Source organism: Streptomyces sp. V2I9 (genome assembly GCF_030817475.1).
GTDB lineage: Bacteria > Actinomycetota > Actinomycetes > Streptomycetales > Streptomycetaceae > Streptomyces.
Genome location: NZ_JAUSZJ010000002.1, coordinates 5,722,614 through 5,748,630 on the forward strand (window position 1 = coordinate 5,722,614; position 26,017 = coordinate 5,748,630).

Consider the following 26,017-nt stretch of genomic DNA (forward strand, 5'->3'; position numbering starts at 1 on the left):
TCAGCTGCCGAGCGTCGCCAGGTCCTGCACCATCACGTTGGCCAACTGGGCGCCGTCCGGCCGCACCTGGCGCAGGTACCACGTCTGGACCGGGGAGTGCGCCTTGTCGCCGAACTCCCAGGCGCCGCGCGGGCTGTCGATCTGGCCGAGCCCCGCGATGGCCTTGTTGATGGTCTGCGGCGTCACGTCGCCGCCCTTCGCCGCGTCCGCGATCGCCTTGTCCAGCACGGCTGCCGCGTCGTACGAGGCCATCGCGTACGTGGTGGGCTGGGTGTCGTGCTCCGCCGTCCAGTCGGCCGCGAACTTCCGGTTCGCCTCGTTGTCCAGGTCGGCCGCGTAGTTGAGGACGGAGTAGATGTCCTTCGCCGCCGGTCCCTGCGCCTGGAGCACGCTGCCCTCGGTGACGAACGCCGTGTACAGCGGAAGGTCGGCGATGTCCGACTGGGCGTACTGCTTGGCGAAGTCGATCGCCGCCTTGCCCGCGTAGAAGCAGTACACGGCCTTGGCGTCCGTCTTCGCGATCTCCGCGAAGTACGGCATGAAGTTGGTCGTCTTCGGGAACGGCGTCCAGGTGGTCTTGCCGTCCGGATTGGCGAGCTTGCCCTTGATCCGCTTGAACTCGTCGGTGAAGCCGCGCAGTTCGTCGTGGCCGCCCTGGTAGTCCGGCCCGATCGCATAGACCGGTCCGTCGACCTTCTCCTTGATGTACGGGGCGATGGCCCGGCCCGGTTCGTCGGACAGGAAGCTCGTCGTCCAGACGTACTCGATGTCCTCGACCGGCGGCCGGGCGTTGGACCCCAGCAGGGGGATCTCGGCCTGCTGGACCAGCGGCAGCACCGCGTTGACCGAGCCGCCGCCCACCAGGCCGGTCAGCACGTCCACCTTGTCCTTCTTCACCAGCTTGGTGGCCGCGGGCACGGCGGTCGGCGGGCCGTCGCCCTCGTCCGCCACGATCAGCTCGACCTTGCGGCCGCCCAGCTTGCCGCCGTGGGTGTCCAGATACAGCTTGAAGCCGTCCCGCAACTCCGTGCCGACCGGCTCGTAGGTGCCGGACAGGGAGGCCACCAGGCCGACCTTCACGGTGTCGTCGGAGGCGCCGCCGCCACCGCTGCAACCGGTGACGGCCGCCAGACCGAGGGCGAGCACGGCGGCTCCGGCCGGCCGGAACCGGGCTCTGCGGCGGGGGCTGGAGGGGGCGAAGGGGAACATGAGGGCTCTCATCAGGGGTCGGGGCCCCGGAGCACGCGCGGTGCGCCGGGGCGTCGATGGGGGAGGGGGCCGGGCTGTCGCGGACCGGTCGGGCGGGGCCGCCGGTCAGCGCTGCGCGTGGACGCCGGAGTCACGCACCCGGGGGGAGAGCGCGTCGCCCACCTGGTTGATCAGTTCGGACATCATGTAGCTGACCTCGCCGATGTCCGCGTCCCTGGTGGTGGTGACGAGCAGCGAGGCTCCGCTGGAGACCGCCATCGAGAACATGTAGCCGCCCTCCATCGCGGTGAGGCTGTGCTCCACCGGGTCGGTGCCGGTCAACTGGGCCGCCGCGGACAGCAGGTTGACGACGCCGGACGCGATGGCGGCCAGCCGGTCGGCGTCGTCGCGTTCCACGCCGGTGTAGGCCAGCGCGAGTCCGTCCACGGACACGGCTATCGCCTGGGTGACTTCCGGAAGGCGCCCGGCGAAATCGCTCAGGATCCAGCTCAGGTCGGAGGAGGTGGTCATGTCTCGGTCCGTTCGGTGGTGTCGTCCGGGGCGGAACGCCCCCGGTGGTTCGTGCTCCGGCTGATCCCCCGCGTGTAGGCCGCCAGTACGTCGGAGACCTGCCGGGAGTCCCGGCGGCGGGGCGAGGACGGCCGCGGGGAGCCGCCGCCCGGGCGCTGCTCGGCCCCGTCCCGGCGGCCTGCCGTGGGCCACTGCTGCGGTGCGCGGCGCTGCCGCACGGGCAGCCCCGAGGCGCTGACCCCGGCGACACGTGATACCGGCTCGTCGTGCACGGGGTGCGGCGCGGGGGTGGTGCCGTGGCCCCGCTCCCGCGCGCCCCCGGCCGGTTCGCCGTCACGGGTCCCGCCGTGGCCCGGTCCGGTCGCCCGGCCGCCGGCGCCCGGATCGCCCTCGTGGCCGCTGTGCGGGTCCGTACGCACCGGCTGCCTCCGGGCCTGCGGCACCGGCGCGGTGAGCGGCCGGGGCGACGGGTGACCGGCATCGCCGCCGTAGGCGCCCGACGGCGGCCCCTCGGCCTCCTTGAAGTCCGTGGCCAGCACCTGCGCGGGCAGCGTGACCTCGGCGATGGTGCCGGGGCCGGAGGAGTCACGGAGCTCGACAACGATGCCATGGCGCGCCGCGAGCCGGGCCACCACGTGCAGGCCCATGGACCGTACGTCCCCGATGCCCGCCTGCGGCTCGCGCAGCGCCGCGTTGTGGACCGCGCGCCGCTCGGGAGCGATGCCCACGCCCTCGTCGACGATCTGCACGACGGCCCGGTCCCACAGCCGCCAGACGGCGACCCCGACCTGCGTGTCCGGAGGCGAGTACCGGGTGGCGTTGTCGAGCAGCTCCGCCAGGATGTGCGCCACGTCGTGCACGGCACGAGCGGTGATGCCGATTCCCGATTCGATCGCACCGAGCGAGACACGGTCGAACCGCTCGATCTGCTGCGCCGCCGCCAGGATGACGGTGGAGCATCCGACATCGGCGGAGCGCACCCGTGCGTCGCCGTAACCGCCCAGTACCAGCAGGTTGTTGGTGTTGCGCTCCATGCGCACGGCGAGGTGGTCGAGGGCGAAGAGGGTCTTCATCCGCACCGGGTCGGCCTCGTCGCGCTGCACCGTGTCCAGTTCCGTCACCATGACCGCGGTCAACCGGGCGCCCCTGCGCGCGACGCCGACCAGCGTCTCGGCCAACTGCTCGTGTGTCTGCGCCTGTTGGGCGGCGAGCCGGACGGCCTCGTGGTGGACGGCGTTGAACGCCTCACCGACCTCGCCGATCTCGTCCCGGCCCGTGGTCCTGACCGGGTCCCCGGACCGCTGCGCCACCTCCTCGGGCGTCGCGCCGCGCAGCGCCCCGGGGCGGGACAGCTCGCCCATCACGGCGGGCAGCCCGGAGTGGGCGACCTCGTGGGCGGCGTTGCGCAGATCGCGCAGCCGCCGGAGCATGACGCGCCCCAGCCGGATCGCCACGACCACGACGCCGACCAGGGTCAGCACCACCAGCACGACTTCCGCGACGGCCGTCCGGACGAGTCCGGCGCGGACGTCGGAGACCTGGGCGAGTACGGCGGCGTCGACCCGCTTCTCCACCGAACGCAGCAGCTGCTGCCGGGCGTCGGCCGCCTTCTGCCACTGCTCCGGCGTGACGGTGATGTCCCTGCCGGCTCCTGTACGCCCGATCTCGTCCTCGAGGCGGCGGGCCTCAAGGGCCTTCGCCCCGGAGAGCGTCCGCTCCACCCAGGTCCGCCACTCACCGGGGCCGAGGTCGTACATGACGCCCATCGACTCGGTGTAGCCCATCCGCCCGGCGTCGAAGGTCCGCTGCGAGGCGGTGGTGAAGCCGCCCGCGGCCTGCGCACGCGCGACGGTGACCTGCTGCTGGGCGGTGTGCTCGGCGGCCTCGGACAGGGCCGCGGCGGCGCGGATGCGGTCCGCGATGTCGGCGTCCACCCCGTCGGCCTGGGCGATGCCGTCCCGGTAGCCGTTCAGGTCGGCGATGACGATGCGATAGCCGAAGGCGAGGGCGGAGACGGTGCTGCTGCCGGAACGCACCTGGGCGCGCAGGCCGGGCAGCTCCTCGACGAAGCGCTCGATACGGTCCAGGGCGCTCCCGGCGCTGCCGGGAACCGCGGTGAGCCCCCGGGTCCTGCCGTGGAATCCGGCGATGCTCCGGTCGGTCTCCTCGGTGCGCAGCCGGAAGGTCTCCGCGCTTCCCCGGTCGGAGATCAGGGCGGTGGCCGCCGCCCGTTCCCGCTGTAATCGGTGGGCCAAGTCAGCTGCGCCGTCGGCTACTTCGATCATCGAGGTCAGCCGTCCGGCCTGGATCGCCTGATCGGTGGCGGGCACGAGGGCCAGTACCGAGAAGGCGACGGCCACGGTGAGCGGAGCACTGACGAGAAGGACGAGGCGACGTTTGATTTTCACCGCGCGGCTCCGTCGCCGGAACCGGGGTCGAGTATCAGGGGCACGCAATACCTGTCAACGAGTCGTGGGGGTAAAAACAGTGCGGGTGGGGGGAGTTGGGGCGGTTGGGGCAGCAGATGCCCCTGTGGCGCGGCACGATCCTATGCCGAAGGACGCACTCACCGACGAGTGAATCTCTGAAAAATATGTACACCGATCGCATGAAGGTGTTCCGCCTTCACTCACAAGTGATCGTAAAACGACGGCTTTCCCGCGAATCGCTTCAGCGCGCCAGGTGGTCGCTGACCCTGCCGCCATCGGTCCCGCAGCCCGCCGCTCCAGACCGACCTGGATCGGACACACGGAACGGGGGCCGGTGTCGTCGGCGCGGGCCTTCGGGCCCCGGCGGGGATCACCCGCACCTCACCGCTGCCGCGTCGAGGGCTCGTGCGGTCACGGGGGGGCGGGTGGGTGGGGCCGCCCGGCCGGAAGCCGGGCGGCCCCGCGGGCGGAGGTCAGTCGTCGAGGGAGTCCTTGACCTTGCCGAGGTCGACGAACTTGAAGTTGGTCGAGGCCCGGTCGCCGTCGCCGGGGGAGTCGTGTCCGTCCTGGACGACGAGGAGGCCGTCGGGGTACGCGGACCCGAGCGGGGCGTTGAGGACCGCCGCGCCGTCGCACTCCTCGGAGCCGTCGAGGGTGTCGTTCGCGGCGGCGACCCGGAAGCCGCCCTCGTACTCGTTGGCGTCCTCCCATTCGCGGTCGTAGGCGGCGAAGGTGTTGTCGCCCTGGCTGGAGGCGAGGAGGTAGCCGTCGCCGTCGGACTCGGTGAGCAGCGTCAGGCCCTCGACGTCCGCCGAGATCCTCGTGCCGCCGAAGCCGGGGTCGGCGCCCGGCGCGCACTCCTCGCTCTCCTCGTCGTAGACGCCCGGCACCCCGTACTCGCGGACCTTGTCGACCAGCTTCGGCGTTCCGCTGAGATCGGCGCGCATCCGCCAGATGCCGACGTCCTCCTGGCCGGCGTAGAGCATGCCGTTGGCCGGGTCGACGACCATCCCCTCGACCTGGGGCAGCTCGCCGGGCTCGCCGCACGGCGACCAGGAGACGCCGTTGGGCAGCCGGAAGGAGGAGGGCAGGTCCAGGGTGCGGATCTTGCGGTAGGTGACCTTGCCGTCCGCCGCCGGCAGCAGTTCCAGCAGGGCGATGCTGGTGCGTTCACGACGGCTGACCAGGGCATAGGCCTTCCCGGTCGCCGGATCCGTCCAGGCCGCCAGACCGTAGGCGGTTCGCTGGTCGTTGATGTCGGCCTGGTCGCGGGAGAACACGGGCGGCGCGGTGGGGTCGGTGACGTCGGTCAGCGGACCGCCGGCGCGGTCGCGGTCGATGCGGTGGAAGCGCAGCCGGTCGTGGCCGCGGTCGCTGGTGACGGCCAGGTCGGCCTTCCCCGAGGAGAGCCGCAGCCCGTGGACGAGGTCCACGTTGTTGAAACGGCCCGGCGCGTCGTCCTCGCCCGCGGCGGGAGGCGCGGCTATCGACTGCACCAGGCGCGCTTGAAGGTCGTAGACGCGCAGGCCCCCTTCCTTGGCGGTGGCGACGACGAGGCTGCGGCCGGGGGCCGCGGCGTTGCGCCAGATGGCGGGGTCGTCCGCGTCGGCGTTGCCGCCCTCGTCGTCGTCGTGCAGCACGGCCGTCTCCGCGCGCGGGGTGAGGGCCGGCAGCGCGTCGCCGGAAACACGATGACGGCCCTCGGCCTGCGCCGGCGCGGCCAGGGCCGTAGCCGTCAGGGCCGTGGTCACGGCCAGCACGGCCGACCGGACGATCATGGAGCGAGTCACGGTGATCTCCTCGGGAAGGGGGACGGTCCCGCGAGAGCGTGGTTGCTCCTCGTGTCGGCACGGCGGCCTCCGGCCGACCGGCAACCCCCACCTCGTATGTACAGGGGATGAACGCCGTGTGGGCGGCGCGGCGTGCGCCGGGGACGGGACGCTCCGGGGCGCGGTCCGGGGCGCCGGGAAGACCGGCAGGCAGGGGGCGCGGGCGCCGGGGCGTGGCGCCGGGCGGACCCGGTGAACATTCGGTGAGAATCGTTCCGCGCACATTGCCGCCGGGTGAAGAAGGAAAGGACGCACCGGGCCGCCCTCGGTTTTCTTGACTTCTGCCGGACAGGTGTCCGGACCACGCGATCCTGGGCCCACCCTTTACCGTTGCTATACCTTCACCGGGCGACGGCCTGTCCCGTCTTCGGCTTTCGCCCGGCCTCCCCTTCGGGTACGGATCGGAGGCGGCGGAGATGTGTGATCGCTGTCCGAAACGCGATGCGCCGAATTCTCGCCATTCAGGATGGCAGGCACCCTGTTTCCGCCGCCCGGACCGGTTCGTATCGCCCCATCGCCCCTTCGCTCGTGGTCGAACATGGCGTCCCACCTGCATCGATACACCTCGGCCACATGATGTGCGCAACCCGGATGCATATCACGTGACAGGTGTATATCAGTCCTTCGTCGAGGCACTGTTGAACACGTAAACGCCACCGGTCACACTGAGGACCGAAGCCGCCGTGGGTATGGACCATGCCCGATGCGTCGGCTCCAGAGTCTCTTGCGCGCCGATATGTGTCGTTCCCTCCATGTCCCTGCGGGGTGTTGCCGTGTGCCGTCTTCCAGGAAAGTGATGACGTGACCCGAAAGCCGGGGCGGTCCCTGTCGGGGGGCGGCCCCGGGGATATCTCCCCGGACCGTGACGGGAATGGGCCCGTCCGCGAGGGCGGCCCCGGGGAGCGGGTGGCGTGGAACCGGTGCCGCGGTGGAGTGAGGGAGACATGGCAGGGGACGGTCACGTGGAGTGGAGTACGGAGTCGGCCGCGTCGGGGCCGGCGACGGCACGGGCGCCGCGGGCGGCCCGGCGGGCCACGGGCCCCGAGGGGCGCTTCTTCCGATGTCCGGGAACCCGCGCACGCTTCTGACGGGGTGAGCCCCCGGGCCGCGTCATGCCCTGTGGCAGCCGCGCGGCCTCTCCGCCGTCGCGTATCGGCGCCCCCGTTCCGGTCGAACGCCCGCCGGTGCGGTCCCCGTGCCCTCCCCGTACTCCTCTGCGAAAGGAAAGCAGCGTCATGGCTGTGGGAATCCACCACTTGAGGACGTTCCTCACGGCGGTCGACGAAGGCAGCATCTCGAAGGCCGCGGCCCGCCTGTACGAGGCCCAGTCGGCGGTCTCCCGCAGGCTCGCGGAGCTGGAGCGCCACGTGAAACAGACCCTGTTGGAACGCTCCGCGGAGGGGGTGCAGCCCACCGTGGCGGGAAAGATGTTCTGCGCCAAGGCGGATGCCGCCGTCACCGCCTTCGACGACGCCATGCACGCGGACCCGCAGCGGGTGCGGGCCCTGCGGGTGGGGCATGCCTGGTCGGCGATCGGGGTGTACACCAGCGAGATACTGCGCCAGTGGAAGGAGGCGAACCCGGAGGTCCTGGTACGTCTGAAGCGGGTCGACGACCCCGCGGGCGGGCTCACCACGGGCCAGTCGGACGTGGCGATCATGCGCACGCACACCGGGCGGCGCAGTCTGCACGAGGAACTGCTCGTCATGGAGCCCCGCGTCGTCGCGGTCCCCTCGGACTGCCCGTTGATCGAGATGGGCGAGGTGCTGCTGCGGGATCTGGCCGACTACCCGCTGGTGATCAACTCCTTCTCCGGCACCACCAATCTCGACCTGTGGGCGGAGGGCGGGCAGCCCGTGGTGGCGGTGGAGGTGGACACGATCGACGACTGGCAGAGCTACATCGCCGCCGGTGTCGGGATCGGCGTGACCCCCGCATCCACCGCCTGGATGCATCCGCATGCCGAGATCAGCTACCTCCCCCTGCGGGACGCGCCCGCGGTGCCGGTGTACCTGGTCTGGGCTTCCAACAATCGCCATCCGGCGCTGAGCTCCTTCATCCAGCTGGCACGGGACGTGGTGAGGGAGGGGGTGGACTAGGGGGTGTCCCACCACGGATCAGGGCCGGTCCGCGCTCCGCCGCCCCGCGAGCGGGGGCGACGGGCGCGGGCCGCGGTCGGTCAGACCTGCGACTTCACCGGCTCCGTCGAAGCCGCCTCCGCGGCCTCCGGCTCGTCGCCGATGGTTCCGACGTGCCGCAGGACGACGGCGGACAGGATCGACAGGACCACCGTGCACGCCGCGGCCACGATCATCGCCGTGTTCATGCCCGAGGTGGCGGCCTCCTTGGCGAGGTCGAGCCACCCTGCGGGCATCTGTTCGGCCGAGGCGACGGCGCCGGCGAGGCTGTCCCCCGCGGAGTCCGCCACGTCCGACGGGGTGCCGGCGGGGATCTCGTCGTCGATCCGGCTGCGGTAGACCGCGGTCGCCAGGCTGCCCAGGATCGCCACGCCGAGCGCGAGGCCCAGTTCCTGCACGGTCTCCGACATCGCCGAGGCCGAACCGGCCTTCTCCGGCGGCGCCGCCCCGACCACCAGATCCGTGCCCAGGGCCGCGATCGCGCCGAGCCCGAGGTAGACGAGGCCGAATCCGGCGACCATCAGGGCGATGCCGCCCGAGGGGCCCACCAGGGCGAGCAGGACGTACCCGACCGTGGACAGCGCCAGGGTGGCCGCCACCACGAGGCCCGGCGGCACCCGCCGCGCGACCAGCGGCGAGCCGATCGCGGCCAGGAACATCAGCAGGGCGGGCGGGCCCATCCACAGCCCCGCCTCGACCGGCGGCAGCCCCACCACGAACTGGAGCTGCTGGGTGATCAGCAGCATCGATCCGCCGACGCCGACGAGGCCGACGAGCAGCACGCTCAGCGCGGAGCTGAACGTCCGGTCGGCGAACAGGCGCACATCCAGCAGCGGGCTCTCCAGCTTGCCCTGCCGCCGGACGAACAGCACCGCGAAGACCACGCCGATCAGCGCGGCGGCGATCATCGGCAGATCGGGGCCGTCCTTGGCGAAGCGCTTCACCGCGTAGACCACCGGCAGGATCGCGGCCAGCGACAGCGTCACGCTCAGCAGGTCGAACCTGCCGCTCTGCGGCGCCGAGTACTCGGGGATCAGCAGCGGCGCGGCCACCAGCAGCACGAGCGCCACCGGCACCGCCAGGAGGAACACCGAACCCCACCAGAAGTGGTCCAGCATGGCCCCGCCGACCACCGGGCCGAGCGCCATGCCGAGCGCGAAGCTCGTGGCCCAGACGCCGATCGCCAGCGAGCGCTGCCGCTGGTCGGCGAACATGTTGCTGATCAGGGCCAGCGTGGACGGCATCAGCGTGGCACCGGCGACCCCGAGGGCCGCCCGCGCGGCGATGAGCATGTCGGCGCTGGTGGCGTAGGCCGCCAGCACCGAGACGATCCCGAAGGCCGCGGCCCCGATCATCAGCAGCCGGCGGCGGCCGATCCGGTCGCCCAGCGTGCCCATGGTGAGCAGGAAGCCGGCGATCAGGAACCCGTAGGCGTCCATGATCCACAGCTCTTGGGTGCCGGACGGGCGCAGGTCCTCGGCCAGCGAGGGGAGGGTCAGGTACAGCACGGTGACGTCGAGGCCCAGCAGCACGGTGGGCAACGAGAGGACGGCCAGCCCTCCCCACTCCCGCGCTCCCGCTCCGCCTGCGGTCGTTGTGCTCATGGAACTCCCTGCCTTTTCTCGGATCGTCGACATGCGACCGCCACTGTGCCGCCCCCCACGCACGGTTTCCTGAGGGTCGTTCGGCGATAGACTGCGGCCATGCGTTACGGGGTGCTCGGCCCGCTGGCCGTCTGGGACGCCGAGGGGCGGCCGGTCAGGGTCCCCGAAGCGAAGGTGCGCGCCCTGCTGGCGAACCTGCTCGTCCACGGCGGCGGGCCGGTACCGGCGGACCGCCTCATCGAGGACCTCTGGGCGAGCAACCCGCCGGGCGGCTCCACCAACACCCTGCAGACCAAGATCTCCCAGCTGCGCCGGGTGCTGGGCCGGGAACAGGTGGTCCGCGAACCCGCCGGCTACCGGCTGCTGCTCGCGGACGACGTGGTCGACGCCCTGAGGTTCCAGGAACTCGCCGTCCGCGCCCGCGCCCACCGGGAACCGGCGGTGAAGGCGGACCTGTTCGCCGACGCGCTCGCCCTGTGGCGGGGCCCGGCCTACGCGGACGTGGCCGAGTCCCTGTTCGCCCGCGGTGAGATCGCCCGGCTGGAGGAGTTGCGCCTGGCCGTCGTCGAGGACCACGCCGAGGTCCGGCTCACCCTGGGCGAGCACACGGCGCTGGCGGCGGAACTGGGCACGCTGGTGGCACGGCACCCGCTGCGCGAGCGGTTGCGGATGGCGCACATGCGCGCCCTCTACCGCTCCGGCCGTCAGGGCGACGCGTTGCAGAGCTTCCAGGAGCTGCGCCGGGAGCTGGCGGAGGAGCTGGGGGCCTCGCCCGGTCCGGACGCGGCCGCGCTGCACGAGGCGATCCTGCGCCAGGAACCGGAGCTGGCCACACCGGCGATCGGGTCGCGGTCGTGCCGGACGAACCTGCCCGCCCCGCTGACCCCGCTGATCGGCCGGCGCGAGGCGGCGGCGCAGGTGCTGGCCCGGCTGGACCCCGCCGCGAGCACCCGCCTCGTCACCCTCACCGGCCTCGGCGGGGTGGGCAAGACACGACTGGCGATCGCCGCGGCGGGCGACGCGGCCGGGCAGTACACCGACGGGGTGTGGCTGGTCGAACTGGCCGGCCTGGGCGCCGCGTCCGACCCGGACGACATCGCCGAACGCGTCATCACGACGCTGGGCCTGTGCGACACGGCCGCGACCGAACCGGACCTGGACGACCTGGTGGGCTGGCTGTGCCAGGCGGTCGCCGACAAGCAGCTGCTGATCCTGCTGGACAACTGCGAGCACCTCGTCGAGCCGGTCGCCCTGCTCGCCACGTCCCTGCTCTCGGCCGTGCCGGCGGCCCACCTCCTGCTCACCAGCCAGGAAGCCCTGGACATCCCCGGCGAGGTGGTGCACCCTGTGCCGCCGCTGGCGCTGCCGCGGCACACCGATCCGGGGGAGGTCGCCCGGTCCAGCGCCGTCGAGCTGTTCGTGCAGCGGGCCGCGGCCGCGGCGCCCGGCTTCGTCCTGGACGCGGACAACGCGGCGGCCGTCTCCACCGTCTGCCGCCGCCTCGACGGTATTCCGCTCGCTCTGGAACTCGTCGCGTCCCGGCTGCGGACACTGAGCCCCCGGGAACTCGCCGCCCGGCTGGACGACCGGTTCGCCCGGCCCGACGTCCGGGTGCGCGGGCTGCCGGACCGCCAGCAGACCCTGCGGGGCATGCTCGACTGGAGCTGGCAGCTGCTGACGCCCGACGAACGCACCGTGCTGCGCCGCCTGGTCGTGCACGCCGACGGCTGCGTCATGCCCTCCGCCCAAGCGGTCTGCGCCGACGGGGAGTTGCCCGCCGAGCGGATTCCCGACCTGCTCTCCCGGCTGGTGGACCGCTCGCTGGTGGTCCGCGAGGGCGACCGGTTCCGCCTGCTCGAATCGGTGGCGGCCTACTGCGCCGAGCGGCTGGCGGAGACGGACGAGGAGGACGCCGTACGCGCGCGCTTCGTGCGGTACTGCACCGAGTCGGCCGAGCGCGAGAGCGAGCGGCTGCGCGGCCCCGAACAGCGGCGCGCCCTGGAACGCCTCAACGCGGAGACCGTCAATCTGCGCCGCGCCCTGGACCTCGCGGTCGCCCATGACTGCGCCGGGTACGCGGTGCGGCTGGTGAACGCGCTGGCCTGGTACTGGTTCCTCCGGGGGCGGTTCCCCGAGGCCCGCAGGTCGCTGCGGACCGCGCTGACGGCCGACGTCGGTGCCGCCCCGGCCGCGCGCCGGACGGCACGGGCCTGGCTGGCCGGTGTCGAACTGCGCACCTCGCAGGCCGACGCCGTGACCGGCCCGGCGGGCGACGACCCCACCGCCGGGATCGACGACCCGGTGCTGAAGGCCCGGCTCCAGTGGTTCGTCGGCACCGGGCTGACCGGCCGCGGCCACCACCGCGAGGGGCGGCGGCTGGTGGAGGCCGGCCTGGCCGGCGCCCGTGCCGCGCGGGACCGCTGGGGCGAGGCCGCGGCCCTGGTGGAGCTGGCGAGCCACGCCCCGGCGCGGGACGGGTCGGCGGACCTGGGCGCCGCGCTGTTCCGCGAGGTCGACGACCGCTGGGGCCAGCTCAGGGCCACCCGGTCCCTCGCCCTCGCGGCCGAACACGAGGGCGACCGCGCACGGACCGAACGGCTGCACCGCGAGGGCCTCCTGATGGCGGAGGAGCTCGGTCTGTGGACCGAGGTCGTCGAGACGCTGACCTTCCTCGGCAGGGCCGCGCTGGCGAGCGGCCACACCGAGCGGGCGACGGAGCTGTACGAGCGCGCGCTGTCCGTGTCGGCCGAACGCGCCTACCACCGGGGCGAGATCCGGGCCGAGATCGGTCTGGGGCACGCCGCGCGGCTCCGCGGCGACCGGGAAGCCGCCACGTCCCACCTGAACAGGGCCCTGGCCAAGAGCCGGTCCTCGGGCCACGAGACGCACGCCGCGGCCGCGCTGGCGGAACTGGACCTCCTCACCCGCCGGGCGTGACCGGACCGACGCGGGCGTGACCGGCGTGTCCCGGACGCGGCGGGCCCCGCGCTCCGCCGGCCCGGTCCGCTCCGGCGGCGTGCGCCGGAGCGAGGGCGTATTCGTTCGCGCTCCCTACGCGAATACGCCCTACTCGATCACGCAGTAGCCGCACCAACCCCTCCACCCTAGCCTGATCCGAGCCGTTATTTATTCGCGTACGAATGGCAGGCGAAGGAGTGGCTTTCCGTGGGGATAGCAGCTGAATTCACGGCCCTCGGATTAACCGGCTACCAGCGCGACATCTGGGCGGCCGAAGCACGGACACCGGGGAACTGCCAATTCAACGTCCTGGTCCACGAGCGGCTGGCGGGGGCCGTGGACCGGGAGCTGCTCGGTGCCTGCCTGGCCCGTGCGGTGCGGGAGCACGACGCCTTCCGGCTGCGGTTCGGCGAGGACGGCGAAGGGACCCCCCGCGTCCGGCGGATCGCGGAGGAACCGGGCGCCGGGACGCCGCCCATCGAGCACATCGACCTCTCCGGCGGCCCGGACCCGGCCGGGGCCGTGCGGGCCTGGTGCGAGCAGGAGCTGGCGCGGCCGCTGGACCTCGGGGGCGGGCCGCTGTTCCGGGCCGCCGTGGTCACCGAGGGGCCGGAGGCCGTCCACCTGGTGCTGACCTCGCACCACATCGTGACCGACGCCTGGGCTCTGAACGCGCTGACCCTGCGGATTCTTTCCGACTACCGCTCACGCGTGTCCGGAAAAGACGTCCCGTCCGCCGATGAAACGTCCTCGGAATCGGCGGAGCGGACCGATTCCGCCTCGTACTGGGATTCCATCGAGGGTTTCGCATCCACCTTCGGCGACACGGACCGCGAGAATGACCGCGCATTCTACCGGGAATATCTGGCGGGTATCGAGCCTGCTCTCTTCACGCGTTCCGGCGTCGCCCGGCCCGGCCGCGGCCGCCACTCCTTCCCGGTCGGCGAGGAGCTGGTGCGGCGCATCCTCGACGCGGGCGCGTCCCCCTTCCCCTACCTGCTCTCGGCGCTCGCGGTGTGCCTCGGGCGCATCCACCAGGCCGACGAGGTCGTGTTCGGCGTGCCCTTCCTGAACCGTCGGACCGAGGGCGAACGCGCGATCGTGGGCCAGTTCGCCAACAATCTTCCGGTGCGCGTCCCGGTGGCGGAGGACCTGCCGCTGGTCGAACTCGCCGAGCGGGTCCGCCGCCGGATCGACCGGCTCAGGGAGCACGAGCGGCTGCCGTTCGGCGACATCCTCCGTGAGGCCCCCGTACAGGGCGCCGACGGCCGCCGGCTGTTCGACGTCACCGCTTCCTACCTGCGCTTCCCCCGGCCGCCGGGGATCGCGGGCGTGGACCGGACCACCACGATCATGGCCCCGGTCCACGCCGCCGACGCGCTCTCCGTCATGGTGCAGGCCTTCGACGACGAGCCGGGCCTGCGCGTCGACCTCGACTACGCCGACGACGTGTTCGACGGTCACCTCACCGCTGAGGCCCTCGCCGGGCATGTCGGGGAACTCCTGCGCCGCGGACTGGACTTCCGGGAGCTGCCCCTCGCGGAGCTGCCGATGCTGACCGACGACGAGTACGAGGACGTCGTCCGCCGCCGCCAGGGCGCCGTGGCGCCCTACCCGCGCGAGAAGACGCTGCACCGGCTGTTCACCCAACAGGCGGCGCGCACCCCCGATCTGACGGCCGTGGTCGACGGCGCCTCCGGCGCCACGCTGACCTTCGCCGAACTGGACCGGCGGTCCAACCAGGTGGCGCGGGCGCTGCGCGAACGGGGCGCCGGCCCCGGCGACCGGGTGGCGATCCTCGCGGAGCGCGGCCCGGAGCTGCTGCCCGGCCTGCTCGGCATCCTCAAGGCGGGCGCCGCCTACGTACCCGTCGATCCCGGCTACCCGCCCTCCCGCGTCCGGCTGCTCCTGGAGGACTGCGGGGCGACGCTGGTCCTGCGCGGGGCGCACACGGTCGAGGACCTCCCGACCGCCGCCCCGGTGCTCCGGATCGCCGAGCTGTACCGGGGCTCCGACCGGTCGCCCGGGCGCACCGCGGGCCCGGAGGACGTCGCGTACACCATCTACACCTCCGGCTCCACCGGGCGTCCCAAGGGCGTGATGGTCGAGCACCACGCGGTGGGGAACCGGCTGACGTGGATGCAGCGCCGCTACCCCATCGGTCCCGGCGACACGATCCTGCAGAAGACGCCCATCTCGTTCGACGTCTCCGTGTGGGAGCTGCTGTGGTGGGCCGTCCAGGGTGCGCGGGTGGTGCTGCTGCCGCCGGGAGCGGAGAAGGACCCGGAACGGATCGCGCGCACGATACGCGACCACCGGGTGAGCGTGATCCACTTCGTGCCCTCGATGCTCGGCCCGTTCCTGGACCTGCTGGAGGACCATCCGGAACAGGCAGCCGGGACCGGATCGCTGCGTTTCGTGTTCTGCAGCGGGGAAGCCCTGCCGCCGGAGCGGGCCACCCAGTTCAACCGGATCTTCGACGGCGGTGACCGGCCCCGCCTGGTCAACCTCTACGGCCCCACCGAGGCCGCGGTCGACGTGACCTTCTTCGACTGCCCGCCCGCGTCCGAGGGCCCTGTCACGCGGGTGCCCATCGGCCGTCCCGTGGAGAACACCACGCTCTACGTGCTCGACCGGCACGGCCGCCCGCAGCCGGCCGGCGTCCCCGGCGAGCTGTACATCGGCGGCGTCCAGGTGGCCCGCGGCTACCTGGGGCGTCCCGAACTCACCGCCGAGCGCTTCGTCGAGGACCCCTTCGTCCCCGGCGGCCGCCTCTACCGGACCGGGGACCTGGCCCGGCTGCTGAACGACGGCAACCTGGAGTACCTCGGCCGGAACGACGACCAGGTGAAGATCCGCGGCAACCGGGTCGAACTGGGCGAGGTGCAGAACGCGCTGGTCGCGCTCGACGCGATCCGCGACGCCGTGGTCGTGGACCACCGGCCCGGCGGCGGCCGCGGCCCGGTCCTCGTCGCGTACTGCACGGCCGACCGGGACCTCGACGCGGGCAGTCTGAGGGCGGCGCTCGGGAACGTGCTCCCCGCCTACATGATCCCCTCGTCCTTCGAACGCCTCGACAGCCTCCCGCTCACGCCCAACGGCAAGGTGGACCGCAAAGCCCTGCCCGCACCCTCCGCCGAGGCGGCCGAGGCCGCGGACAGCGCGCCGCGCACCGCGCGGGAGTCCGTGCTCGCCGACATCTGGGCCCGGGTGCTCGGCGTCGACCGGGTCGGCGTCCACACCGACTACTTCGTGATCGGCGGCGACTCGATCAGCATGCTCCGGGTGCGGGCGCTCGCCGAGAAGGCGGGCATCCGGTTCACCACCGACGACTTCGTGCGCCATCCCACCGTGGCGGGGCTGGCCGCGTGCGCCGGGGGCGCGGAGTCCGCCACCCCGGCCGACTCCGCGTCCCCGGCCCCGTTCGCCCTGGTCTCCCCGGTGGACCGGGCCCGCCTGGAGACGTACGAGGACGCCTACCCGGTCACCCGCCTCCAGCTCGGCCTGCTGTTCCACAGCCGGGAGAAGCAGGACTCCGCGACGTACAAGGACGTCTTCCGCTACAGCCTGGCCATGGAGTGGCGGGAGCGGGAGTTCCGGGCGGCCTTCGACCGCCTCGTCGCGCGCCATCCGGTGCTGCGGTCCGCGTTCGCCCTGGCCGGCCATGCCGAGCCGCTCCAGACCGTCCGGTCCGCCGTCGAGGGCGGACTGAGCGTCCGTGATCTGAGGGAGGCCCCGGACACGGAGGCCGAGGCGGCCGTCGGCGAGCACATCGCGGCCCGGCGCCGGTACGACTACCGGTTCGACCACGCGCCGCTCTACCACTTCCGGGTGTTCGCCCTGCCCGACACGGTGGACCTGGTCCTCAGCTTCCACCACGCCATCCTCGACGGCGGCAGCGTCGCCAACCTCGTCGCCGAACTCCTCCAGGACTACGGCCACCTGCTGGGACTGGACCTGGAACCGGTGGCGGACACCGCGCCGCCCTCGGCCGCGCTGCACGTCGCCCGGGAGCGCGCGGCCATCGACACGAAGGAGGGCCGCGCCTACTGGCGGAACCTGCTGACCGACGCGACGCAGCCCCAGCTGGAGAGCTTCCGTCCGCACGAGGCGCCGGGGACCGAGGAGCGGGTGGAGTGCGACCTGCGGCTGCCCGCCGATCTCGTCGACGCCCTGCGCGCCACCGCCGGCGACCGGCGGGCCCCGGTGAAGTCGGTCCTGTTCGCCGCGCACGTCCTGATGCTGCGGGCCTTCTCCGGGGAACGGGACATCCTGACCGGCCTGGTGACCCACAGCAGGCCGGACGTCGAGGGCGCGGAACGCACCTGCGGCCTCTTTCTCAACACCCTGCCCGTGCGGGTGGACACCGGGCAGCCCACCTGGTTCGACGTCGTGGGCCGCGCCCTGGACCGGGAGCGGGAGAGCTATCCGCACCGGCGGGTGCCGCTGGCGGTCATCCAGGAGGACCTCGGCCGGACGTCACTGGTCGACACCCTGTTCAACTTCATCCACTTCCGGCAGCTCGGGGAGGTCTTCCGGACCTCCGGGATCGCCAGCCGCGGCTTCGCGGTCCGGGAGGAGACGAACTTCGCCCTGGTCGTCAACGCCATGGTCGACCCGGTGGACGAGGGCATCCGGCTGCGTCTCGACTTCTCGGGGCAGTCGTTCACCCCCGCGCAGGCGCGGCTGTACACCGATACGTACGTGCGCATCCTGCGCAGGCTCGCCGAGGAGCCGGACGGGGCCGTGGAGTTCGGCTTCCTCGCCCCGGCGCCGGAACCCGCGCGGGCCGGGCGCCCGCCGGTGAACGCGGTCCGCGCCTTCGAGGCACGGGCGCGCAGCGCACCCGCGGCCCACGCCGTCGTCGCCGAGGACCTGACGTGGACGTACGAGGAACTGGACCGGGTCGCCACCCGGTTCGCCGCGGGCCTGCTGGGGTCGGGTGTGCGTCCGGGCGACCGCGTCGGCCTCGCCATGGGACGTACGGCCCAGACCGTCGCCGCGCTCCTGGGCACCGCGAAGGCGGGGTGCTCGGCGATGCCGCTGGACACCGCCTATCCGGTGGACCGGCTGCGCGCCATGATCGAGCAGGGCCGACCCGCCCGTGTGGTCGCGGACGCGGCGCACCAGGGCCTCGTGGAGACCCTGGAAGCCGCCGTTCCCCTCCTCCCGTACGAGGCGCTGGCCGCCTGCGGGAACACCGCCGAACTGCCGGAGATCTCCGAGGACGACGAGGTGTACCTGCTGTTCACCTCGGGCTCGACGGGCCGCCCCAAGGGGGTGTCGGCACCGCACCGGTCCCTGTCCAACCTGGTGGCCTGGCAGAACGGGATCGCCAGCACCGCCGAGGGAGCCCGCACGGCGCAGTACGCGCCGCTCAGCTTCGACGTCTCCTTCCAGGAGCTGTACGCCACGCTGGCCGGCGGCGGGACCCTGGTCGTCGTCACGGAGGAGCTGCGGCGCGACATGCCCGGTCTGCTGCGGCTGCTCGACCGGGAGCGCGTCGAGCGCATGCACCTGCCGTACGTGGCCCTCCAGCAGTTGGCGGAGGCGTCGGTGACGCTCGGCCTGGTGCCGCGGAGCCTGCGGGTGCTGTGCTCGTCGGGCGAGCAGTTCCGGACGACGGACGAGATCCGCCGGTTCTGCGCCTCGCTCGGCGGCGTGGTGCTCGACAACCATTACGGCCCCACCGAGACGCACGCCGCCGCCTTCCACGGGATGACCGGCGATCCCGCCGCGTTCCCCGCGCTGCCCCCGGTGGGGCAGCCCATCCACGGGGCCCGGCTGCTGGTCCTGGACGAGGAGATGCGCCGGGTGCCCGTCGGAAGCCGGGGCGAGATCTACATCGGCGGCGCCGGCCTGGCCGACGGGTACGCGGACCGGCCCGACCTGACCGAGGAGCGGTTCCTGCCCGCCCCGGACGGCGAGGGGCTGGTCTACCGCACCGGGGACGTCGGCATGGTCCTGCCCGGCGGGGACGTGGTCTGCCTGGGCCGCGCCGACCGGCAGGTCAAGATCCGCGGCTACCGGGTCGAGCCCGGTGAGATCGAACTGGTCGCCGCCGGGGCCGCGGCGGGCGGTCCCGACGCGATCACCGACGTCGCCGTGATCGCCCGGCGCGACGAGGCGGGGGACACCTCCCTGGTCGCCTTCCTGGTCGGCGACGCCGAGCGCGCGGACCTGGACGAGCTGCGGCGCCACCTGCGCGCGAAGCTGCCGGACTACATGGTGCCCGCCCACTTCGTCTGGCTGCCCGCCATCCCGCTCACCCCGAACGGCAAACGCGACGAGGCCGCACTCCGGCGGGTACGCCCGGTCCGCACCGGGCCGGCCGGGCGGGTCGCCCCGAGGGACGGCCACGAGCGGGTGGTGGCCCGGATGCTGGCCGATCTGCTGCACCTGCCGGACGTGGGGGTCCACGACAACCTGTTCGACCTCGGCGCCACGTCGATCACGGCGATGCGCCTGGTCGTCCTCATGGAGGAGCGGTTCGGCACCGCGATCCCGCTGTCGGACTTCATCGTGGCGCCGACCGTGGCCGAACTGGCCGAACGGCTCCGCTCGGCGGGCAGTACGACCGCCGGCTTCGACCCGCTGGTGGCGATCCGGCCGGAGGGCTCCCAGCCGCCGCTGTTCTTCGCGCATCCCATGGGCGGCAACGTGCTCTGCTACGTACCGTTCGCCAAGCACCTGCCGCCGGACCAGCCCTTCTACGCCTTCCAGGCGGCCGGGGCGGACGTCGGCACCGAGCCGGTGCGCGGCCTGGAACAGCTCGCGGCCGACTACATCACGGCGATGCGCCGGGTCCAGCCGTCCGGCCCCTACCACCTCGGCGGCTGGTCCTTCGGCGGGTTCGTCGCCTTCGAGATGGCCCGCCAGCTGCACGCCGCCGGACAGAGCGTCGCCTCCGTGGTCCTGCTGGACACGACGGCGCTCAATCCGGGGCGGCGGCCCTGGACCGACGACGAGGCCCTGCTCGGCTGGTTCTTCTGGGAACTGCTCTGGCTCCAGCACGGCAGCGCCACCGCGGGCGACCTCCTGCCGCCCGGTCTGGCGACGCTGGACGAGAAGTTCGCGTTCATGACCCGGCTGGCCATCGACGAGGGCGTCCTGCCCGCGGGCAGCGGTGACGCCGTGGTGCGGAGGCTGTTCCGGGTGTACGAGGCGAACTGGCGCTCCGCCTTCGACTACCGGCCGGAGGTCGTGGACTACGACGTGGTCCTCCTCCGGGCCCGCGACCCGCTGCCGGGCGTGCTGCTGGACATGCACACCGCCATCGACAGCATGCACGCGGACGAGACCAACGGGTGGCGGGAGCGCACCTCCGGCCGCCTCACGGTGATCGACACCGAGGGGGACCACCTCACGATCATGGAAGAACCGCGCGTGGCCGACGTCGTCGGCCCGGTGCTCAGGGCCATGGGACTCCGAACAGGCGAAAGCGGGCAGCACTGACATGAGCAGCACACGAACAGCCATCGTCGTCGGCGCCGGGATCGGCGGACTGACCACGGCCATCGCCCTGCGGCGCGTCGGCTTCGAGGTGGAGGTGTTCGAGCGGGCACCGGAGATGCGGGCGGCCGGCTTCGGACTCTCCGTGATGAGCAACGCCACGGCCGCGCTCGCCACCCTGGACATCGACCTCGGCCTGGAGAAACGCGGCCGGGTGATGGAGACGTACCACGTCAAGGACTGGAAGGGCAGGCTGATACGGGAGTTCCCGTTCCCCGAGATCACCCGGCGCATCGGCGTCCCGTGCGTCTGCATCAGCCGGGCCGACCTGCTCGCCGCGCTCCTCGACCGGGCGACGGACATCCCGGTCCGGCTGAACGCCGCCGCCGACCGCTTCGAGGTGGAGGGCGACCGGGCGCGGGTGCACCTCACCGACGGCCGGGAGGCGGAGGCCGATCTCCTGGTGGGCGCCGACGGGTTCAACTCGGCGGTACGGCGGCAGCTGACCGGACCGGACGAGCCCGTGCACGACAGCGGGTACATCGCCTGGCTCGGTATCACCGAGTACAGCCACCCCCGCTTCGCCCCCGGCTCCGTGGTCCACCTGTGGGGCGACGGGATGCGGTTCGGCCTGGTCGACATCGGCGGGGGCCGGCTCTACTGGTGGGGCACGAAGAACATGCCGTTCGAGGAGTCCAGCACCTGGGACGGCGGCAAGGCGGGGGTCCTCGACGCCTACTCCGGCTGGCCGGACGAGGTCCGCGAGGCGATCCGGGTGACCCCGCCCGAGGACCTGCTGACGCTGAACACGCGGGACCGCGCCTTCCTGCGGCCCTGGGGAACGGGGCCGGTCACCCTGCTCGGGGACGCCGCCCACCCGATGCTCACCAGCCTCGGCCAGGGCTCCGCCATGGCGATGGAGGACGCCGCGGTCCTGGCCCAGCACCTGCGGCACGCCCCGGACGTCCCCGGGGGGCTGCGCGGCTACGAGTCGGCGCGGTACGAACGCACCCGGACGATGGTGGAGGCCACCCGCGCCATCAGCGAGTTCGAGCAGTCGCAGGGCCCGGTACGCCGCCGGGTCCGGGACGGCTACTTCCGCTGGATGCCCCACCGGAAACTGGTGGGCAAGCTCGAACCGGCGCTGACCTTCCCCGGCGCCGGCCTCGCCGGCCTTCCCGCCGGCGCGGACGGGGAGGCGGCCCGATGAGCCGGACCACGGTACGCGGACCGCGCGGGACCCTGCCGCCGCACGGCGCGGTCGTCGTCACCGGCGCCTCCTCGGGGCTGGGTCGTGAATGCGTGCTGGAGCTGGAGCACCGCGGCTTCCAGGTGCTCGCCGGGGTCCGCCGGGACGAGGACGGGGAGAAGCTGCTCACCGAGTCGCAGCACGGCAGGCTCCGCTACGCGATCATCGACATCACCGACGACGCGTCGGTCCGGGCCTCGGCCGAACTCGTCGAACACCGCTACGGCGGACTGCGGGGCCTGGTGAACAACGCCGGGATCTGCGTACCGGGCCCGCTGGAGTGCATCGACGGCGACCAGTTCCGCCGGCAGCTCGACGTCAACCTGGTCGGGCACCTTGCGATGATCCGGGCCCATCTGCCGCTGCTGCGCCGGTCGAACGGGCGGATCGTCAACGTCACCTCCGGCCTCGGCAAGGCCGCGGTCCCGTTCCTCGGGGCCTACTCCGCAGCCCAGTTCGCCAAGGAAGCGCTCAGCGACGCCCTGCGGCGCGAGCTGGGGCCCACCGGCGTACGCGTCTCGGTGGTGGCGCCGGGCGCCATCCTCACACCGATCTGGACCAAGGTGTCCAGGGCGGGCGAACGGGCGCTGGCGGACGCCGCTCCCTCGGTCGCCGATCTCTACCGGACCGCCCTCCAGGGATTCCTGGAGGGCAACGCGCAGCAGGCGATGGCGAGCCGCACCACACCCGAGGACTTCGCCCGCACGGTCCTGCGCGCCCTGACCGACGCACGCCCCCGTGCGCGCTACTGGGCCGGGGCCGACGCCCGTCGGATGGCCCGGCTGGCGCGGCTGCTCCCCGACCCCCTGCTGGACCGCCGGTTCCGGGCGATCACCGCCCCGGTGGGTGCGCCCGGCGGCACGGACGCGGGGTCCTGATCGCGGCGGGACCGGGGCGACTGCGCGTTCGCGTAGTACCGGGGGACACGCCTGTACGCACCCCGAGCCCCTGGCTAGCGTACGCAGCGTCCACCGCGCGGAAAGGACATCCGGTCGGAATTCCGCACGGCCGGCGAACCCGCCGGAACGGCCCCGTGAAAACGCCCGGCCCATTCACGCTCTGGGGAGAAGGAATGGTTGAGGAGCGAGATTTCAAGGATTTCATGGCCGATGTCTGCACTCCGGTGGCGGTGGTCACGGCGATGGCGGACGGGCTGCCCCACGGCACGACCGTCGGCTCGCTCACCTCGCTGTCGCTGCGGCCGCCCATGGTGACCGTCGCACTGGACCAGCACTCCCGGCTGCTGCCGAAGATCCTGCGGTCCGAACGGTTCGGCGTGAACCTGCTCGGGGCCCGACAGGCGGACGTGGCAGGGCTGTTCGCCTCCTCGGCCGCCGATCGGTTCGACCGGGCCGACTGGTGGCCGGACGACGGCCTCCCGCGTCTGCGCCAGGCGCCGGGGTGGCTCGTGTGCGGGCTCCAGCGGCACGTCCCCGGTGGGGACCACGTGCTGCTGCTCGGCCTGGTGAGCCGGGTCTCCGGCACACGGGGCGCCGCCCCGCTCGTCTACGGCCGCCGGACGTTCGGCACGCATTCCGCGGCAGCACCGACGCACACCCGTTCCCTCACCGACCACATCACGGCATTCGCCCGCTGAGACGGAGAGATATCCATGGCCGACATCCGGACCGAGAACGAACGCCTTTCCTCGGAACCGTCCGCACCGCTCCGCACCGCACGGGAACTCGTCCCGCTCCTCGCCCGCGACGCCGGGCAGGGGGAACGCGACCGGCGGCTGACCGACGAAACCGTCGAACTCCTCACCACGGGAGGCATGTTCCGGCTGGCCGTGCCGAAGCGGTACGGCGGTCACGAGGTGTCCCTGAGCACCCTGGCCGACGCGTCCGCGACCCTCGCCGAGGGGGACGGCAGCGCCGCGTGGGTGGTCGCGGTCGGCAACTCGCTGGCGTGGGTCACCAGCCTCTTCCCGGAGCAGGCCCAGGACGAGGTGTTCGGGACCGACCCCGACACCCGGATCTCCGGCGTGCTGACGCCCAGCGCCACCGCCGAGCGGGTCGACGGCGGCTACCGGGTCTCCGGCCGCTGGCACTACGCCTCCGGCTCCTGGCACGCCGGCTGGTCCGTGATCGGCTTCCCGGTCCCGGACTCCACCGGGGAGATCGTCGACCAGGGCATGGCGCTGATTCCCGCCGCCGACTACACGGTGGAGGACACCTGGTTCGTCGCAGGGATGCGCGCCACCGGCAGCAACTGCCTGGTGGCCCAGGACGTCTTCGTACCGGACCACCGGGTGGTGTCGGTGCCGAAGGCGATGGCCGGCGACTACCCGGTGCAGCGATCCGGCGGATCCCACCCCCGCTCCGCCTTCGTCCAGTTCCTCACCGCCGCCCCCTTGGCCGCCACCCAGCTGGGGCTGGGCCGGGCCGCCCTGGAGCTGGTCAGGAACAAGTCCGCGGAGAAGGCCATCACGTTCACCTACTTCGAGAAGCAGCGCGACTCGACGGCCTTCCAGCTGCGGGTCGCCGAGGCGGCGCAGAAGATCGACACCGCCCACCTCCACGTCCACCGCGCCACCACCGGCATCGACGGGGCGGCGCGGCGGGGCGAGGCCCTGGACCCGCTCCGGCGCATCCAGGCGCGGGCGGACCTCAGCGGGGCGATCGGGCACGTCACCGAGGCGATCGACATCCTGCTGACCGCACACGGCGCGGCCAGCTTCGCCGACACCAACCCGCTCCAGCGCATCTGGCGGGACTCGGCCGTGAGCGCCCGGCACGCCATCCTGCACCCCTCGATGATCAAGGAAATATACGGAAAGGCCCTGCTGGGCGTGGAGGAGCAGATCTCCCCGCTGATCTGACGCGGACAGCCCGCCGAGCGGAACACCTCAGAGAGGAGCCAGACATGGCCGCACACGCGTACGGAACGAAAGAGGCGAACTGGCAGCAGTTCGCGGACACCCGCATCTACATCGGCGACCTCGCCGACGACGGCGTCCCGAAGTCGATGGGCGCGGGCTTCGCCTGCCTGCACCCCGGCGACGTCATGGAATGGGTGCCCAGCTACGACGAGTTCATCGTCGTCCTGACCGGCCGGTTCGCCGTGGACTTCGAGGGCGGCTCGGTGAGCGCCGGCCCGCACGAGATGGTGTGGGTGGAGCAGGGCGAACCCGTCGCCTTCCGCGCCGACGGCGAGAAGGTCCTCATCGCTTTCGGCACCAACCCGCCCTGGCAGACCACCCCGGAGACCCGGGCGAGCGCGGGCATGTTCCGGCCGCTCTCCGCGTCGCCGGTCGACTGACCGGGAACGCCCGTGTCCACGACCTCGGAGGTGGTCCGGCGGGAACTGAGCCCGCTGGAGCGCTGGTACTGGATAGCCGACCAGATCTCCCCGCTGAACGTCGTCGGACGGGTCCGCTTGCACGGGCCCGTCTCCCGCGCCTCGCTGCGCACCGCCCTGGACGGGCTCCAGGCCCGCCACCCCCTGCTGCGGGTGGCGATCGAGGCCGACCCCACCGGACGGCACCCCCGCTTCGTCGCGGCCGACGGCCGTCCCGTCCCGCTCGACCACCGCACCCTCACCTCGCCGGAAGCGGTGGAGAGCGGCTGGCGGCGCGTCGTGGACGAGGAACTCGTCAACGGCCGCATCGCCCCGGGGACCGGCCCGCTCGCCACGGCCGTCGTGCTCAGCGGGCCCGGGCCGGATGGCGAGGTGCACGACCTGATCCTGAGCCTGCTGCACGTCGTCGCGGACGGGACCACGCTCATCTCGCTGCTGCGGCAGTGGGCGGAGCTGGCCGTCGGCGGCACCGCCGAACCGCGCCCGGTGCTGCCCCCGGCCGAGGACCTCTTCCCGCCCGGACACCGCGGCGCCGAGGGGCAGTTACGGGCGAAGGCGAAGGCCGACCGGGACGCGGACGACCTGGAGCGGCTGCGCCCCCGCCGGGTGGACGCGGACCGGCCGGTGCCCTTCGAGGAGCGCCGCACCCGCTTCCTCCACCGGTCGCTGGACGGCCCGGCGCTGGACCGGCTCGCACGGGCCTGCCGGGCCCGCGGGGCCACCGTCCACGGGGTGCTCGCCGCCGCGATGGTGCGGGCGCTCGCCGTGGACGCCGGGGCCGGCGAGGGCTCCTGGTACTCGATCGGCTCCCCGGTCGACTTCCGGGGCGACCTCGAACCGGCGGTGGGCCCCGACGACGTGGGCAGCTACGTGGCGACGATCCCCACCCTCGTCGAGCACCGGACGGACCGCCCGCTGTGGGAGACGGCCCGCGAGATCAGCGCCGACCTCAAGGCGCGCAAGGCGCGGGGCGAGCAGTTCTCCATGATCAACGGGATCGGCGGGGCCGGGCCGCAGAACCTGGCCGAGAGCCTGCCGTTCGTGCGGCACCTGGACGAGAAGGGGCCGATCAACTTCTGCCTCTCCAACATCGGCCGGTTCCCCTTCCCGGACACCGTCGGACCGCTGCGGGCGTCCGGGGCGCAGTTCATCGCCTCGCTCTCGGTGGTGGGCGCGTTCGTCGCCACCGTCAACTCCAGCCACCACCAGCTCGCCTGGAACTTCACCTACGCCCGGGGGGTCGTCCGGGACGACCGCGCGGAGCGGCTCGCCGACCACTGTGTGGAGCTCGTCCTCGACCTCGTCCGAGCGGCCGGCTGAAACCCGCCGCGAACCGTAT

The 26,017-nt window shown here is 72.9% G+C and carries 14 protein-coding genes; 9 read left to right on the forward strand and 5 right to left on the reverse strand.

Translation table 11 applies throughout. The features are described 5' to 3' along the window. The 4 genes from QFZ71_RS25025 to QFZ71_RS25040 all read right to left on the reverse strand — a co-directional run bounded on the left by QFZ71_RS25025 (window position 1) and on the right by QFZ71_RS25040 (window position 5,926). The gene (locus QFZ71_RS25025) at window positions 1-1,209 is read right to left on the reverse strand and encodes an ABC transporter substrate-binding protein (protein ID WP_307670408.1); all 1,209 of its coding nucleotides are present in this window, start codon (window positions 1,207-1,209) and stop codon (window positions 1-3) included. Between the two features lie 105 nt (window positions 1,210-1,314). Continuing rightward, window positions 1,315-1,719, reverse strand: a complete 405-nt coding sequence (locus tag QFZ71_RS25030) for a roadblock/LC7 domain-containing protein (protein WP_307670409.1) — start codon at window positions 1,717-1,719, stop codon at window positions 1,315-1,317. Beyond that, window positions 1,716-4,127 carry a nitrate- and nitrite sensing domain-containing protein gene (locus tag QFZ71_RS25035; RefSeq protein ID WP_307670410.1) on the reverse strand — a complete coding sequence of 804 codons (2,412 nt, stop codon included), beginning with the start codon at window positions 4,125-4,127 and terminating at the stop codon, window positions 1,716-1,718. Before QFZ71_RS25035 ends, QFZ71_RS25030 begins: the two co-directional genes overlap by 4 nt. A gap of 494 nt (window positions 4,128-4,621) precedes the next feature. Beyond that, on the reverse strand, window positions 4,622-5,926 hold the full coding sequence (locus QFZ71_RS25040; RefSeq protein WP_307671575.1) for a phytase: 1,305 nt from the start codon (window positions 5,924-5,926) through the stop codon (window positions 4,622-4,624). 1,286 nt (window positions 5,927-7,212) lie between these two features. Here QFZ71_RS25040 and QFZ71_RS25045 point away from each other — a divergent pair. Continuing rightward, window positions 7,213-8,076, forward strand: a complete 864-nt coding sequence (locus tag QFZ71_RS25045) for a LysR family transcriptional regulator (RefSeq protein WP_307670411.1) — start codon at window positions 7,213-7,215, stop codon at window positions 8,074-8,076. 80 nt (window positions 8,077-8,156) lie between these two features. On the opposite strand, the gene QFZ71_RS25050 is transcribed toward QFZ71_RS25045, so the two are convergent. Continuing rightward, window positions 8,157-9,719, reverse strand: a complete 1,563-nt coding sequence (locus QFZ71_RS25050; RefSeq protein WP_307670412.1) for an MFS transporter — start codon at window positions 9,717-9,719, stop codon at window positions 8,157-8,159. A 99-nt stretch (window positions 9,720-9,818) separates the two neighbouring features. Between QFZ71_RS25050 and QFZ71_RS25055 the strand changes: the two genes are divergently transcribed. The 8 genes from QFZ71_RS25055 (at window position 9,819) to QFZ71_RS25090 (ending at window position 25,998) form a co-directional block, all read left to right on the forward strand. Further along, the gene (locus QFZ71_RS25055) at window positions 9,819-12,656 is read left to right on the forward strand and encodes a BTAD domain-containing putative transcriptional regulator (protein WP_307670413.1); all 2,838 of its coding nucleotides are present in this window, start codon (window positions 9,819-9,821) and stop codon (window positions 12,654-12,656) included. A gap of 228 nt (window positions 12,657-12,884) precedes the next feature. After that, entirely contained in the window at window positions 12,885-20,132 is a 7,248-nt protein-coding gene (locus tag QFZ71_RS25060; RefSeq protein WP_307670414.1) for a non-ribosomal peptide synthetase, read from the forward strand. A gap of 1 nt (window position 20,133) precedes the next feature. Then, a complete protein-coding gene (locus tag QFZ71_RS25065; protein ID WP_307670415.1) occupies window positions 20,134-21,339 on the forward strand; it encodes an FAD-dependent monooxygenase in 1,206 nt (401 codons plus the stop codon). Then, a complete protein-coding gene (locus tag QFZ71_RS25070) occupies window positions 21,336-22,256 on the forward strand; it encodes an SDR family oxidoreductase (protein WP_307670416.1) in 921 nt (306 codons plus the stop codon). Before QFZ71_RS25065 ends, QFZ71_RS25070 begins: the two co-directional genes overlap by 4 nt. Before the next feature lie 194 nt (window positions 22,257-22,450). Further along, window positions 22,451-22,975: a flavin reductase family protein gene (locus QFZ71_RS25075; RefSeq protein WP_307670417.1), complete on the forward strand. Its 525-nt coding sequence runs from the start codon at window positions 22,451-22,453 to the stop codon at window positions 22,973-22,975. A 15-nt stretch (window positions 22,976-22,990) separates the two neighbouring features. Beyond that, on the forward strand, window positions 22,991-24,199 hold the full coding sequence (locus QFZ71_RS25080; protein ID WP_307670418.1) for an acyl-CoA dehydrogenase family protein: 1,209 nt from the start codon (window positions 22,991-22,993) through the stop codon (window positions 24,197-24,199). A gap of 44 nt (window positions 24,200-24,243) precedes the next feature. Beyond that, on the forward strand, window positions 24,244-24,639 hold the full coding sequence (locus tag QFZ71_RS25085; RefSeq protein WP_307670419.1) for a hypothetical protein: 396 nt from the start codon (window positions 24,244-24,246) through the stop codon (window positions 24,637-24,639). Between the two features lie 12 nt (window positions 24,640-24,651). Further along, window positions 24,652-25,998: a hypothetical protein gene (locus tag QFZ71_RS25090; protein WP_307670420.1), complete on the forward strand. Its 1,347-nt coding sequence runs from the start codon at window positions 24,652-24,654 to the stop codon at window positions 25,996-25,998. Window positions 25,999-26,017: the final 19 nt, after the last annotated feature.